Genomic DNA, 15,912 nt, shown 5'->3' on the forward strand with positions numbered 1-15,912 from the left:
TGCTTAAATGCTCCTATACTTTTTATAATATAATTTATCAATAAAATAAATGGAGGTTATGACATGATCGGTTGCAGCAGTTTCACAATGGAAACTAAAGACAAAAAACACTTTTTGTCTCGGACAATGGATTTTATGATGGAAATGGCAGAGCAAGTCGTTTTTGTACCAAAAAACAAAACGTTCGCTATTTCCTATGATTCCAAACAAGAAATCACCAGCAAGCACTCATTTATCGGTATGGGCAGTATTCAACGTGATATTGATGATGCGCCTGTTACCTGCGATGGGATTAATGATGCTGGCTTAATGGGAGCCGTTTTATACTTCCCTGGATATGCTAGTTATGCTGATAAGGTTACAAACAATGCTTGGGCTGTCTCACCTGACAAAGTGATTTCTGCAGTCTTGTCACAAGCCGATTCACTAAATGATATTGAAGACCTATTTACTAAAAAAATGGTCATAGTCAATGAAGCAAGTCCCGCACTAAAAGTTATTCCACCTTTACACTATATTTTTTCAGACGAAACAGGCGCTAGTGCAATTGTTGAAACTCAAACCGATGGTATTCATGTAATAAAGGATTCTATTGGCGTTATGACAAATAGTCCTGACTATCATTGGCATGAAACCAATTTGCGCAATTACCTTTCCGTTACGACCAATCAACATAAAGATATTAATTTTTTAGGCAAAACACTGAAGCCTTTTAGTCAAGGTTCTGGTACTTTTGGCTTATCGGGTGACTTCACTCCAACATCACGTTTTATTAGAACTGCGTTTATGAAAAACAATGCTGAACAACCTAAAGATGAGCTTGCCGGAGTTAGTCTAGCGCACCATATTTTGGAATCAGTCAGCATCCCGCGTGGAATCGTGGTAACACCAGAAGACACGTTCGACTATACTTGCTATTCAGCTTATATGTGCGCCGAAACCAGAAGTTATTATTACTCAACATATGGTAATCAACGGATCAGATGTGTGAAATTAACGCCAGAGTTGGAACAAGAAACTGAATATCATGAATTTAAGGTTAACCCAACAGAAGATATTGAATACGTGAACTAAATAAAAAAAATACTTATCAATGATATGAACCCCGAAGTTAGGACAACCTCGGGTTTTTTATTACCAGTGCTAATAGTTACTGCACTACCATTATTATTTTCATATAGTAATAAGCATTATTCAGATGTGTAATTATCTTTGGTATAAGCTGTATTAGCTATTTTTAGAGCATTTTTTAATACAAAATTTAGAACTTCTAAAAGCAACTTGTTGAAAATTGTGATTTGTGTCTGTTTGACTTAATTTCCATAAAAATATGTATCTTACCAGTTGTCCCGTAATTAAGCCACGATCTGGTACTGGTCATTTTTTGAAGCTAGAAAGCAAAATTATCTGTGGTCAAATAAAACGTTAAATAAGCTAGACCAATTTTAGATATCTCTTTGAATCTAAAGATATTTTATAGTTCTAAAAATATTGCGATCTTAAACAAGGAAAAAAAGAGGATTAACCACGATATCAATTCGGGGTTAATCCTTATTTAAAAAGTTAACTGTTCTATACTTAAATTATATCAGTTGAACGCTGCTCACTTTTTAACGTAAATGCGGTAATTAAACCGATAACTGCTAAAGCCAAAGTGAAATATAATCCATAATGCACACCATTTGTGAATTGTGCTGCTTTATTAGAACCTTGATAAGCACTTTGTCCAAGACTTAGAAAACTAGTCGTAAGTGCAGTAGCCACAGCACCAATAATTTGCTGCAAAGTATTTAAGATAGTACTGCCATCCGCCGATTCAGCTCCTTGTAAAACATTTAAAGCATGCGTTTGTGACGGCGACATCGCTAAAGGACAACCAATCATCAAAATAATATGAGCAAATACAATATAAATAATCGATGAAGTATTATTGGAAAAGATGAGCATCAAAATACCTATAATAGCAATTGCAAAACCTGCTATAGCAGGTTTTTTCGCACCCATAGAGTCGTATAAACGGCCACCAAAAGCAGAAACTGCTGCGTTAATAATACCACCTGGTAACATAATAATTCCTGTTAAAGCAACTGGAAGTAATAGTCCTTTTTGCAAATATTGTGGCAACAAATACATCGCTGATAAAATAATTGCAAAGTCTAACATGACACAGATTGCACCCTGCATAAAGGCTAATTTTTTGAAAACATGGAGATTAATAATTGGCTGCTCTAAACGTAGTTGGCGATATGCATATAAAATCAAAACCACAATAGCAACAGCCAAGATTAACAAAACAGTTGGTGAAGACCAACCCAAATCCGAAGCAAAGCTAACCCCCATTACCAAACTTGCAAAACCAACAACTGACTCTAAAAGTGATAGGATATCGACTTTGGGTCTAGTGATTTTACCAGTATTAGGAAGCCCTACAATTGCACAAATTAAAGCAATTACTAAGAAGGGGATAAAGAACCAGAAAATCCAATTCCATGTCAGTTTACCTAGAATGATACCAGTAACAGTCGGTCCAATTGCTGGTGCCAGCATAATAACTAATGCACAAATACCCATAGCTGTTCCCATTTTATACGGTGGAAAAATCAGCATAGCTACCGTGAACATTAATGGCAAGATAAGCCCTGTTCCAAGCCCCTGGATCATTCTACCAATTAAAAGAATGGTAAAATTAGGCGCAATAGCCGCAACAATTGCTCCAACGATGAAGTTGAGCAGTCCAATAATTACTAATTGCCGAGTGGAAAACCATTTAGTCAACAAACTCGAAAATGGTAAAATGACTCCTATTACTAGCATGTAACCAGTAACAAGCCATTGAATGGCACCTGAATTTATGTGGAATGCCTTCATTAATTGCGGTAGTGCAATATTTAATGAAGTTTCTGATAGCATACCAACAAAAGCTCCGATCATCATACTCATCATCGCCAACCACGGACGTTTAACTTGAATCCTTGCTTGATTATTATTCATAAAAAACTCCTCTCACTTTTTGTGCCCCAAAGAGCAACTCGTTTATCTTATCAAAAATAGAAAAATTTCGTAAGTTTTTTAAAAATAGAAATTTTAAAAAGCTAACAATAATCTTAAAAGGATTGAAAAAACTGTATATTGTACTGTGAAAGATAAAGCAATATTTTATAAAGTCTAGTTAATGCTACTAGAGTGTATGGTTTTAATTAAGAGATAACTAAAAGGCCTGACCCTAAAATATTAGGGTCAGGCCTTTTAAAATAATGTTAAAATTTTAAGCTCAATGCAGAATTATTATTATATTTTATTCGCCTACAAAAAATTCTATCCGCTGCTGTAAATTTTTAAAAGTAACTGGACAGTAATCACTAATTTCACCATCAAGATTAACAGGGAGTTTTTCCCCAACACTCTTACCAATTAGTTCGATTTTTAAACTACGAGTTTTAGTGTAAATAATATCTGGATCATCAACATGCTTACCATTCATTGCTAAAGCCATTAGCCGTAACAATTTAACTGGATCAGCAGGCTTAACAATAATTAACTGAAATAGACCATCACTTAGCTTAGCATCAGGCATAATCTGTTCAAACCCACCAATTGAATTAGTCATACCTAGCAACAGCATTGATAATTTCCCTTCATAAGCGCCATCATCATAGGTAAGTCGCAGTTCATTTTCAGTTAAATGAGGTAACATTTCAGCCCCTTTAATCAAATAGGCCGTATATCCAAGCGCCGATTTAACTTCGGAAGGTACCCCATATGTTAATTCAGTTAATGATCCACAAGCTGCAATATTTACAAAATACTGTGTTTGACCAGCAAATGTTGCTTGTCCAATATCCATTTCACGAGTTTTATGCTTAAGAATTACTTTAATTGCATCCCCAACATTGTTTCGGGAAATATGTAAAGCTCTCGCATAGTCGTTTGTTGTTCCTGCCGGAATAATTGCCATCTGTGGTCGCTTTTCGAGAAAAGCAATTCCATTAACCACTTCATTAATCGTACCATCACCGCCAGCTGCCACAATTAAATCAAAACCCTCTTTTGCAGCCCTTGTGGCTTCTTTTTGTGCACTTTGTTTTTTAGGTGTGGTTCTAAAAGCACTAGCCTCATAACCATCTTGTTCCAAAACGTCCAAAATGTCGGCAACATTCTTAGGCATCTGTTCGTGACCAGATACAGGATTATAAATCAATCTTGCTTTTTTAGTCATAATTACTACCTTATTACTTAAAACTATACTTTAACGCTTTTGTAGTTCTTGATTCAGAAGTTGGTTAATTACTTTAGGATTAGCCTTGCCACGAGTCTGCTTCATGATCTGGCCAACTAAGAAACCAATCGCACGATCTTTACCATTCTTAAAGTCTTCAACTGATTGTGGATTGTTATCAACGACTTCTTTAACCATTGGCTCAAGTACGCTAGTATCTGATAACTGTACCATTCCCTGATCCTCAACATACTTCTTTGGATCAGTTCCATTAGCAACTGTTTCTGCAAAAACTTTCTTAGCAATTTTAGAAGAAATAGTACCGTCTTTAATCAATTTAATCATTGCAGCTAAATTTTTAGGTGTTAATTTTATGTCGGCAAGCGCAACGCGATTATCGTTTAAATAACCGTTAACTTGCGTATTCATCCAGTTAGCAGCTAATTGCGGATCTGCACCGGCTGCCACTGTTTCATCGTAAAAGTCTGAACTTTCCTTAGTCTGCAATAAAACTTGTGCATCATAGTCTTTCAAGCCAAATTCACCAACATATTGGTGGTAGCGTTCTTCAGCAGAACGAGGTAAAGTTGACTTAATCTCGTCAATCCATTCTTGGCTAATATGATCCGGAGCTAAATCTGGTTCTGGGAAGTAACGATAATCAGCATCGCCCTCCTTAACACGTTCCAAGACGGTTTTACCTGTTGCCTCATCAAAACGACGAGTCGATAATTGAACACGTCCACCTGAAAGAAGTACTTGAGCCTGCCTTTTTTCTTCATAAGCAAGAGATTTACGTACATGTTCAAAAGAGTTCAAATTCTTCATTTCGACTTTAGTACCGAGTTCTTTTTGACCAGCGGGACGGATGGAAATATTGGTATCAACCCTCATTGAACCCTCTTCCATCTTAACATCTGAAGCACCAGTAAATTGAACGATCTTTCGTAATTTTTCCAAATATGCATAACCCTCATCAGGATCAGAAATCTCCGGTTCAGAAACAACTTCAAGTAAAGGCACACCTTGTCGATTTAAGTCAACATAAGAAAAGCCATTAGTTCCATGCGTGTTTTTACCTGCATCCTCCTCGATATGCATTTCATGAATACCGATCCGTTTCTTCTTACCATGTGATTCAATTTCAACATAGCCATCACGTGCAAGTGGTTGGAAAAATTGGGTAATTTGATAAGCCTTAGGGCTATCTGGATAGTAATAATTTTTGCGATCAAAATGCGTATTTGGCAAAATGTGTGAATGAGTTGCCAAAGCCACCATGATACCTAAGCGATATACATCTTTATTTACGTAAGGTAACACACCCGGCATCGCCCAGTCAATTACATTTGTTTCAGTATTTGGCTTAGCACCATAACTTACTGGTGAAGGTGAAAAAATTTTACTATTAGTTTTTAATTCGAAGTGAACCTCGAACCCAATTGTTGATTTAAAATTCATCAATTAATCCTCCATTCCAGTTGGTGTTTTTTCATAAAACTTATTATTACGTTCAATAAAATCTGCTACTTGGAAAATACTACCCTCATCAAATCTCTTAGCCATGATTTGTAAACCAACTGGCATTCCTTCAACTAATCCGGCTGGTACACTGGCAGCAGGTATTCCTGCTAAGTTAGCCGAAATCGTCAAAATATCATTGTTATACATTTTAATTGGATCTGAAATTTCACTACCGATATTAAATGCAGGTGTAGTGGTCGTTGGTCCAACAATTACATCATTTTCAAGAAAAATTCGATCAAAATCGTCACAAATTAAAGTTCTAACCTTAGAAGCTTGTCTAAAGAAACGATCATAGGAACCAGCAGATAAAGCAAAAGATCCAAGCATAATTCGCCGTTTTACTTCTTCACCAAAGCCTTCAGAACGTGACTTCACGTACACATCTAGCAAGTTTTTCGTATCTTGAGCACGATAGCCATAGCGAATACCATCAAAACGCTGCAAATTTGAAGAAGCCTCACTAGATGCAATAATGTAGTAATCTGGTACAACATACTTAGTCAATGGTAATGATACTTCATTAATGATTGCGCCAGCATCTTTTAATACATCAATTTGGTTTTGAATAACTTCACGCATGTCACCATCAACGGCATCCATGTATTCTTTAACAACAGCTACACGCAAGCCTTTGACATCTTTTCCAATGAAGCTCGTAAAATCAGGAACTTCGCGAGTTGATAAAGTTGAATCATGCTCGTCACTTCCAGCGATCACACTTAAAACTTCGGCTGAGGTCTTAGCACGTTTACTCATTACTCCAATTTCATCAAGTGATGAAGCAAACGCGATTAACCCCCAACGCGATACTCGTCCATAAGTGGGCTTAATTCCAAAGATACCATTAAATGCAGCTGGCTGACGAATAGAGCCGCCAGTATCGGAGCCAAGTGCAGCTACCACTTGCCCAGACGCCACAGCAACTGCCGAACCACCGGATGACCCACCCGGAACTTTATCCAAATCCCATGGATTATGAGTAGCACCAAAATAGGAATGTTCAGTTGATGAACCCATGGCAAACTCATCCATATTTGTCTTACCTACAAAAGTTGCTTGTGCACCCTTAAGACGTTCAATTACTGTCGCATCATATACAGGAATATAATTATCTAAAATATGACTGGCAGCGGTTGTCTTAACGTCTTTAGTAATAATATTATCCTTAATAGCAATCGGAATCCCCGCTAATTTATTTTTAGTAAAATCCAAGTCTTCTTCTGCTTTAACATTGTCTTGAACAGTAATCCATGCATTAAGTTTGTTATCCGTATTTTTTATATTTGTCACAGTATCTTGCGCTAACTGATCAGCAGACAAAGTACCCTGAGCTAATTTTTGGTTTAATGAGTCAATATCTTCATTTAAGTAGTTCATTACTCGTCCTCATCCTTGTTAATAATTACCGGTACCTTAATGAAGCCATTAGCTTGTTCAGGAACATTCTTCATTAATTCAGTCCGATCTTGCCAGTGCTCCGGCTTATCTTCTCTAAACACGGTATCACGATCAACTACTTGAACTGTTTCCTCAATACCCTTAGTTTCAACTTCTGAAAGCTGATCAGCCATATTAATAATTGAACTCATTTGTTCGGTAACTTTACTGATATCTTTTTCATCAATTTCAAGCCGCGATAAAACCGCAACATGCTTAATTGTATCTTCTGTGATTTCCACACAAATACCTCCTATTCACCGCCATAAATATGGACTTGATAATCACTATCTCCCGTTTCTTTAGCAACTAATGCTTGAATATCGTTCACAGATCCGATTTTTATTTCAATTGGAACATCATTTTCCAAGTATTTTTTTGAAGTTGACAACACTAACCGGGTAAAACTTTGAATTTGTTCGTAACCATAGAACTGCGTCGTTATCGAAATATTTTCTTGAGTTAACTTGCCATTCTCATAACGCAACGTTGCCGTTACACCACTAATATTCGGAAAATAATTTTGAATTGATTCTTTAAAGCTATTAAAGCTTGATGCATCAGTACTATTGATTGCCTTTTTATTGCCAACAGTTGGCAGTACTTCAGTTTGAGTAGAAATAGTTTTCCATTTAGTTATTTTACTACTATTGGCAGCCGCTGTCCCACTCAAAAAATACGTTCCTGATACTAATGAATCTTTGCTTTCCTTAGAAAAGAGACCAATTGTAATTGGAATTTTCTTCAATGCCTTATGTTTGCGCAATCGCTGAACGAGTTGATCGGCTACCATTTTACCATATTTCTTCTGCTCAGAACGCGCAATCGTTTCCTGGTACTCTGGTCCACCTTTTGTTTTTTGATAATAGTCAATTGAATTTAACGCTAATCCGATACTAATTCCACCAATGTGATAATTGGAGCCTGAGCCAGTTAAAAAATCCTGCTCAATAATTTCTTCTAAATAATACGGATTATAATTTTTCTTCGTACCAATTGGTGGATTTAACCCAGCCGGATTAGACTTCGATTTACGAGCCAACCAATCAGTAACCATTGCAGAACTAATATATTGTCCTTCCTGAAAAACATAAGAATTAGTTGAGTAAACACCTTTGGAAATTTGAACTAATCCTCTTTCTAATTCTCGTGTATCAACAGAATTATCATTATTAGTAGCGGTTAAGCCTGAAATAGGACTGGTTACATAGTGACCATTTTTTAGTAAAACGGTATAACCATTATTACCTGTATCCGTTGTTTGATAAGTCTTGACGCTCGAGCCTGATGATGTCTTGGCATTATTAGCTAAACTTGAATTCTTTAAGTTTCCACAAGCCGTCAAGCTCAGCAGCATACCCAAAATTGCAATTATCTGCAAATATTTTTTCAATTTACCTGTTCCCCTATTCAACTTGAGCAATTGCCTCTTCTTCAGTCAATAACGTTACTCCTAATTTTTGTGCCTTAGTATATTTTGAACCGGCATCTTTGCCATAAATAACATAATCAGTTTTACCAGAAACTGACCCTGTTACTTTAGCCCCTAATGCCTGCAATTTTTCAGTAAATTGACTACGTGTATAGTGCTCCAAGGTTCCCGTTAAAACTACAGTCTTATTTTTAAAGTAATTAGCTGGGATCTCAGATACTTGTTCTTTACTTTCACCAAGATAATCCATATTGACGCCACTAGTTTGCAGATCCTTTATCAGATCCACAACCTCTTCTTGAGCAAAATATGTAGTCAATGATTCCGCAATTGTCATGCCTATTGTAGCGATTCCTGTAATATCCTGCACGTCTGCTTCCATAATCTTTGCCATATTTTTAAAATTTTGAGCAATTAATCTAGCTGCCTTTGCACCAACATGGTCAATTCCTAATCCAGTTAAAAGCAATTCAACCGAATTATTCTTGGAATTATTAATCGCAGTCAACAAATTATTAATAGATTTTTCTTTAAAATGATCTAATTTTTTTAAATCAGTAGCTTGCAAATGGTATAAATCCGCTACATTGTGGACTAAATTTTGCTTAATAAGTTGGCGAACAATTTTAGGTCCTAATCCGTCAATATTCATTGCCGGTCGTGATGCAAAGTGCGTGATACCTTCTTCTATTTGAGCTGGACATGACGGATTAACACAACGCAAAGCGACTTCATCTTGCAAACGAATCAGCTTTTCACCGCAAGACGGACAATACACGGGGATTTGATACTCTATAGTGTCTGCTGGTCTCTTAGCTATAATAACTTGTGATATTTCAGGAATTATATCACCAGCTTTATGTAGTACCACGGTATCACCTATACGAACATCTTTTTCTTTTAATAAATCCGCATTATGTAAAACAGCATGAGAAACGGTAGTTCCTGCCAACTGAACCGGATCCATGATTGCTGTTGGCGTAACTACTCCTGTTCGTCCCACCGTCCATTTAATTTCTCGAACTATGGTTTCTTGTTCTTCTGGAGGAAACTTATAAGCAATTTCCCATCGCGGAATTTTTACTGTCGCTCCCAGCTGATTTTGCCAATTCAAATCATCAACTTTAAGAACAATTCCATCAATTCCATAGGCTAATTTGTCCCTTTTAGCTGTATACTCATCAATAAAATCAAAAATTTCATCTAAAGTTGCCAATTGACGCCCAGTTTGATTAGTATGAAAACCCAAAGTAGCCAATTTTTCGATTGCTTGATGTTGACTAGTTATTTGTTTTGGAGGATTAACCCAGGTATAAATAAATGTACTTAAATTACGTTTTTTTGTAATTTGTGCGTCTAATTGTCGTAATGACCCCGCTGCAGCGTTACGCGGATTAGCAAAAATTGTCTCGCCATTTTCATCACGCTCTTCATTCAACTTTGCAAAAGCTTGTTTCCCCAGATAACACTCACCGCGTACTTCCATTGTCAGTTTCTCAGGCAAAGTTTGAGGAATATCTTTAATGTATCGCGCATTAGCAGTAACATCTTCACCCACGCGCCCGTTTCCACGAGTTGAAGCACGCATTAATTTACCATTAGTATACTCTAAGTTAATTGATAGTCCATCAATTTTTAATTCTACGTTGTAAACAACTGCATGACCTAACTGTTTTTGAACACGTTGATCAAATTCCACTAATTCTTTTTTTGAAAAAACATCCCCCATAGATAACATCGGGACTTGGTGTGTGACTTTTGAAAGCTCACTATCAAGTTGACCACCCACGTGCTGAGTGATTGAATCTGAACTGATTAATTGGGGAAATTCTTGTTCTAGTTCAACTAGTCGATTATAGTTTTGGTCATAAATATAATCTTCAACTTTGGGCGCGTCCTTTGTATAGTACGCATCAGCCCAATCATTAAGTTTTTCTCTAAGTACGGAAACTTCTTTTTTGGCCTCATCAAGAGTTAAATCTGCCATTTTCTTTCTCCTGATAAAAATTATTATTAACTATTATTATACCTTTTTAATTGGAGCAAATGCCGCTAATAGCCGCTTGATTCCTTGATCTTTAAAGGCAATATCTAGTTCCATATCTTCACCTTTACCACTAACCTTAGTCACAACACCTCGGCCCCATGCCTTATGCTCAACTTGATCGCCAACATTCCAACCTTTTTTCTCAGCTCCAATTGCTCCTGCTGCTTTAACTTTAGGTGTATAAACTTGTGCTCGGGCTCGTTCATCTATATTTGCAAAAGGAGCAGTCTGAACGTGAAAATCTGGATTGGTAATTCTCTCAGAAACAGAACTTTCCAAATTAAGGTCAGCCTGATCAATTTCTTCTAAAAATTTCGATGGTTGATTATTTTGCATACGTCCATACATCATTCGTGAATAAGCGTTAGTTAAAAATAACTGTTTTTGCGCCCGCGTAATTCCAACGTAGGCCAATCTTCGTTCTTCTTCTAATTGATCATCTTCTAGCAAAGCCCTTGACAAAGGGAAAAGTCCATCTTCCATTCCAATTAAAAAAACAATTGGAAATTCTAGTCCTTTTGCAGCATGAAGGGTCATCAATGCGACTTGATCATTATTATTTGCTAAATCATCCTGATCACTTAGTAGCGAAACTTCTGCCAAAAAATCACTCAGTGCGCTAGTATCATCACTAGCTTCATACTGATCATCAAATCGCTTAGTAACTGATAAAAATTCATCTAAATTTTCTAGTCTAGTTTCAGCTTCAATAGTTTTTTCGTCTTTGAGCGCTTTTGTATAACCAAAATCTTGGAGAATCTTTTCTGTTAAGCCAGTCACACTATGACTTTCAGCATAGTTAATTGCATCACGAAGTTTTACACCAAAATCACTCAACTTATCTGCAACACGAACCGATAGCCCAGCCATACCTATATGATTAAATGTATCAAGTAAAGACAACCCACTCGTTTGCGCAAATGAAACAAATTTTTCAACACTTACATTTCCAATCCCACGTTTAGGTGTATTGACAATTCGGTTAAAACTCAGCGTATCACTAGGATTAGCTATCAGTTTAAGATAAGCCATGATATCCATGATTTCTTTACGATCATAGAATTTATGTCCTCCTACAATTTGATATGGGATATTTGATTTAACAAATGCTTCTTCAACTGTTCTTGATTGTGCATTGGTTCGATACAATACAGCAAAATCACTATAAGAAAAATGAGCTTTTTCAGTTTTTTCTTGAATTTTGCTAATAATAAAATGAGCTTCATCTTCACCACTCTGGGCACGATAATACGTTATCTTTTCGCCATCACCTTGGTCTGTCCAGAGCTTTTTAGCTTTACGATTACGATTATTCTTAATTACCGCATTAGCTGCAGATAGAATATGCCCGGTTGAACGATAATTTTGCTCTAACTTAACTGTTTGAACACCATCATTTCGATAATCTTGCTCAAAATTCATAATGTTTTCCATATTGGCCCCACGCCAACCATAAATTGACTGATCCGCATCACCAACAACACAAATATTTTTATATTTGGCTGCTAATTTGTGACATAATTCATATTGAGCACGATTAGTATCCTGATATTCATCAATTAGTAAATAACGAAATTTATTTTGATAATAATGTAAAACGGTCTCATCAGTTTTAAATAAAACCAATGTCTGCATAATCAAATCATCGAAATCCATTATTTGATCATGTTTCAATCGCTTTTGATACTCATGATAAATTTGCGCCGCGACCTTTTCAAAGGGCAATGTTTTATTAGCTTCAAACTCATCGGGTGTCAATAAATCATTTTTAGCATTAGAGATGGTTGATAATACACGCTTAGGTTCATATGTTTTAGGATTAACATTTAATTCCTTTTCAATATGTTTGATTAAGGTTAATTGCTCAGCCGAATCAGCAATTGAAAAATTGTTATTATAACCGATTTTTTCAGCGTCTCGACGCAAAATACGGACACACAGAGCATGAAAAGTCGACATCCATATGTCTGCTGCTTGTGACCCCAATAATTTCTGCTCACGCGCGCGCATTTCGCTAGCCGCCTTATTAGTAAACGTGATTGCCAAAATATTCCACGGTAAGACACCTTTTTTTTCGACAAGGTAGGCGATTCGTCTGGTTAAAACAGATGTTTTTCCCGAACCGGCACCAGCAACAACTAATAGTGGTCCTTCGGTGGTTTTAACGGCTTGCTCTTGCTGCGGATTTAACCCAGCCAAAATTGATTCTTCGCTCATTCTGATTCCCTTCACAAAATTTCTATAGCTCTTATATTGTACCAAAGATAAAGACGGTATTCGGAATGGTTTGTCTTTTATTTATCAAATCGATCTAAATGATATTCTTCTATCAATTTAATCAATTTATTTGCATAATTGGGATCAGTAGCATACCCATCCTTAACTAAGGCTTTGGCCTGCGTTTGATAGTCTTTAGAATTTAAGACATGTCGATATTGGTGGGCATTCCAACTTGTGCCTTTTTGAAAAAGTCGTGCATGAGCTCTAATTGATGCTTCATATGAATCATAAATTTGAAACCTGGCTTTGACAACAATCCATTTACCTTTTTCGTATTCCTTAGTTGTTAAAACTGCGGAAGTATTGGGATTAGTACCTTTAACCCCAAACAAATTATTATACTTTTGCGATAAGCTACTTTGGCCATAATCACTTTCAAGACATGCCTGAGCAATCGTAATACTTGGCAAGAGATCAAATTCTTGATCTACTTCTTGAGCAATTGGACCTATTTTTTGAATAAATGCCTTATGTTCTCTAATGACTTTGGCCCGAGCTTGCTGGCGAGCAATCTGTTCTTGTCTAAGTTGTTCTGATTGAATTGCTTGTCTGCGATAATACCGTATAGCAATAAACAGAATAATCAATAAGAATAAAATTATAAACACACGAATAATGATCAGCCAACTGGGTTGCTTTTTGTTCTTCCGTCTTTTTACCATGAAATATTCCTTGCTTTTTTAATTGTTACTTTAAGTATAACCTCTTCAACGTTTAAATTATGGAATGTAATTAATTTTTAAAATAAAAAAAGCATTCAAAAATTAACTACTGCTTAAAACTTGAGCACGTAGCATTTTGAATGCCAACATTTAATATACAAAAAAAGGAGCAATAGCTCCTCTAAATAATGCGGGCAAGAAGACTCGAACTTCCACGATCTAAAAACGATCACAAGATCCTTAGTCTTGCGCGTCTGCCATTCCGCCATGCCCGCAAGTACATTCAATACTATAGCGCAAAATTTACTTCAACACAAGTTTTTATTGAAGATTGGGTAAGTTTTTGCAAACACTAATTATTGGTGGCTTAGCGGTAAAAATTCCCCTAAGTTGTTTAATAAAATACAAGATAGTAAACCAGAGCCAAGCGGTAGTGTTAATTGCGGCAAAGATATTTATGGGGCTAGTACATAGTAACAATGCTGTGATTAAAAGCCGTGATTGACCAGATAATATATAGCTCATGGTGGCTGTTGTTAATAAAAGTAACAGTAATTGCCATTGCAACAATTAGTAAAACCGCTATGGTAAACAGCATCACACTGTTAGTTAAATCAGTTGTGTTAGCGTTAAGGACTAAGCGACTAAAGGCGAAAAAAAACTTTAATTTAGCTAATAAGTAAAATATACTGTGCGGATGGTTGCTAGTAATTAGTAATAAGACACTGGTGGAAAATAAGCTTAAAATAAAGGCAAAACTAAACAGCTTAACATTTACTTGTTGGGCTAATAGGTTTTTAATCCAATTAAGTTGTTTCATATCAGCCCTCCTTTCTATATAAGAATCTGACGCATCAAAAAAAGAAACTCCAAAAGAAAAATAACTAGTTTATTAAACTAGTTATTTTAGATTCACTGACTATTAGTCAGACATATGTTTAGTATAAGGCTTAAACTTGTGATTCTTAGTAATCGTACCAATATCGTTATAAGTTACCGTAGCAGGTTCGAATTTATCAAGATCAGCAACTTTGAGGTAAAAGACCGTTAAGTCGCCATCGCCGGAATAAGTGTAAACAGGGTAGTAATCTTCCCCATCGTTCGTGTGAATGGTAGTTTTACCGATAAAGAAGCCTTGATTTTTACCGCGATCTTGGCCCCATTCTTTCATGGTCAATTTAACACGACCACTTTTGCGATCGCTATAAACAGTGTTGGTATAAGTATCTACACTGCCATAGTCATCATGGTATTCGTCATACCCATTTGAAGAGTTAGCCAAAGCGCCACGATAGACAGCAACTGAAGTATAGCCCGGCTTAAACTTCATGCCATAAGGTAAAACAAAGTAAGCCACTGGCATATAACAAGGCGCACTATTTAAGTCATTCATATAGATATAAGATTTACCGTTAATAGTACCAGCATGTGTAATTGATGACCATGTTCTACCCGGATCTAATATGTTATTATCATCTAATTTAAGTGATTTTTTGTGAATTAACCAATACATACTGTTTCCGGGTGCTCAGTTAGCATACCACTTTATAGTTACTTTGTGCATACCTGGTTCCTTAGATATTCTTTGAATATTTGCATAATCTTTGTCAGTCGCTGTTGGAGCAGTATAGGCTTTAACCGGCGTTGAAGCATTAGCTTATAATAAAGTAGTTGCGGCGTTAGTGTCCATTAAGGCTAGTTTAGTGATAAATTTCGTGTTTTTCATGATAAATAATCTTATTTCTATGAATAGTATAAATTGAATTTGGTGTTGTCTGAATGGAATTAAAAGTAATAAAATTTAACATTTTGTAATGAATTCCTTTCTTATATTATACAACATATAAACAATTAAATGCAATAACAATTGCTAATTAGTAATAAATATGGTATGTTAATAAGTTTACCATACATATAATATTTTTTATAAATTGTATTTAATAACAACAAAATAAAAAACTTCACATCAATCGTAAATACTCTTTTACATTACAAAAAACTTCATTCTGCACACAAAAAAATGGCTACAAACGCTAATATATCAATCTTTGTGTCTATCAAAAAAATCAACCACGGAACACCGTAATTTTTATGTTCCGTTTGTGTTCTTAATTATCCTTCGCGTATCTGCTTAAAACGTTGATACACAAAGGATAACTAACTTTTACAAACTTAATTTATGCTGATATTAAGCCAGTACTCTTATTCTTACGTTTACCATAGCGCTTAAAGTTAAAGCGTACGCCTTGCTAGTCAAGGTAATAATCATCCTGCTCGTTGTATGTCCAATTAGCCAGTTTAGTGGGATCTT

12 protein-coding genes and 1 tRNA gene are annotated in these 15,912 nt (G+C 35.9%); 1 reads left to right on the plus strand and 12 read right to left on the minus strand.

Annotation, left to right across the window (positions count from 1 at the left end; genetic code table 11):
- Positions 1–63 precede the first annotated feature (63 nt).
- The gene (locus tag ACYIAQ_RS06785) at positions 64–1,074 is read left to right on the plus strand and encodes a choloylglycine hydrolase family protein (RefSeq protein ID WP_483563124.1); all 1,011 of its coding nucleotides are present in this window, start codon (positions 64–66) and stop codon (positions 1,072–1,074) included.
- Positions 1,075–1,578: 504 nt separating this feature from the next.
- Here ACYIAQ_RS06785 and ACYIAQ_RS06790 read toward each other — a convergent pair.
- The 12 genes from ACYIAQ_RS06790 to ACYIAQ_RS06845 all read right to left on the minus strand — a co-directional run bounded on the left by ACYIAQ_RS06790 (position 1,579) and on the right by ACYIAQ_RS06845 (position 15,114).
- Positions 1,579–2,991, minus strand: a complete 1,413-nt coding sequence (locus ACYIAQ_RS06790; RefSeq protein WP_483563125.1) for a DHA2 family efflux MFS transporter permease subunit — start codon at positions 2,989–2,991, stop codon at positions 1,579–1,581.
- Positions 2,992–3,295: 304 nt separating this feature from the next.
- The gene (locus ACYIAQ_RS06795) at positions 3,296–4,216 is read right to left on the minus strand and encodes a diacylglycerol kinase family lipid kinase (RefSeq protein WP_483563126.1); all 921 of its coding nucleotides are present in this window, start codon (positions 4,214–4,216) and stop codon (positions 3,296–3,298) included.
- Positions 4,217–4,246: 30 nt separating this feature from the next.
- Complete coding sequence (gene gatB / locus ACYIAQ_RS06800) at positions 4,247–5,677, minus strand: Asp-tRNA(Asn)/Glu-tRNA(Gln) amidotransferase subunit GatB (RefSeq protein WP_483563127.1); 1,431 nt, start codon at positions 5,675–5,677, stop codon at positions 4,247–4,249.
- A 3-nt stretch (positions 5,678–5,680) separates the two neighbouring features.
- Positions 5,681–7,120, minus strand: coding sequence for an Asp-tRNA(Asn)/Glu-tRNA(Gln) amidotransferase subunit GatA (gatA, locus tag ACYIAQ_RS06805; RefSeq protein WP_483563128.1), 1,440 nt, complete (start codon positions 7,118–7,120; stop codon positions 5,681–5,683).
- The gene (gene gatC / locus ACYIAQ_RS06810; RefSeq protein ID WP_122017877.1) at positions 7,120–7,422 is read right to left on the minus strand and encodes an Asp-tRNA(Asn)/Glu-tRNA(Gln) amidotransferase subunit GatC; all 303 of its coding nucleotides are present in this window, start codon (positions 7,420–7,422) and stop codon (positions 7,120–7,122) included. The genes gatA and gatC overlap by 1 nt, the downstream gene beginning before the upstream one ends.
- A gap of 11 nt (positions 7,423–7,433) precedes the next feature.
- Positions 7,434–8,573, minus strand: coding sequence for a CamS family sex pheromone protein (locus ACYIAQ_RS06815; RefSeq protein WP_483563135.1), 1,140 nt, complete (start codon positions 8,571–8,573; stop codon positions 7,434–7,436).
- A 13-nt stretch (positions 8,574–8,586) separates the two neighbouring features.
- On the minus strand, positions 8,587–10,599 hold the full coding sequence (ligA, locus tag ACYIAQ_RS06820) for an NAD-dependent DNA ligase LigA (protein WP_483563129.1): 2,013 nt from the start codon (positions 10,597–10,599) through the stop codon (positions 8,587–8,589).
- 36 nt (positions 10,600–10,635) lie between these two features.
- Positions 10,636–12,876, minus strand: coding sequence for a DNA helicase PcrA (pcrA, locus tag ACYIAQ_RS06825; RefSeq protein ID WP_483563130.1), 2,241 nt, complete (start codon positions 12,874–12,876; stop codon positions 10,636–10,638).
- A gap of 77 nt (positions 12,877–12,953) precedes the next feature.
- Positions 12,954–13,601: a glycoside hydrolase family 73 protein gene (locus tag ACYIAQ_RS06830; protein WP_483563131.1), complete on the minus strand. Its 648-nt coding sequence runs from the start codon at positions 13,599–13,601 to the stop codon at positions 12,954–12,956.
- Between the two features lie 189 nt (positions 13,602–13,790).
- A tRNA-Leu gene (locus ACYIAQ_RS06835) sits at positions 13,791–13,876 on the minus strand.
- A 188-nt stretch (positions 13,877–14,064) separates the two neighbouring features.
- Positions 14,065–14,421 carry a hypothetical protein gene (locus ACYIAQ_RS06840; RefSeq protein ID WP_483563133.1) on the minus strand — a complete coding sequence of 119 codons (357 nt, stop codon included), beginning with the start codon at positions 14,419–14,421 and terminating at the stop codon, positions 14,065–14,067.
- A 102-nt stretch (positions 14,422–14,523) separates the two neighbouring features.
- A complete protein-coding gene (locus ACYIAQ_RS06845; protein ID WP_483563134.1) occupies positions 14,524–15,114 on the minus strand; it encodes a hypothetical protein in 591 nt (196 codons plus the stop codon).
- Positions 15,115–15,912 lie beyond the last annotated feature (798 nt).

The organism is Lactobacillus sp. X-49, from assembly GCF_057063645.1.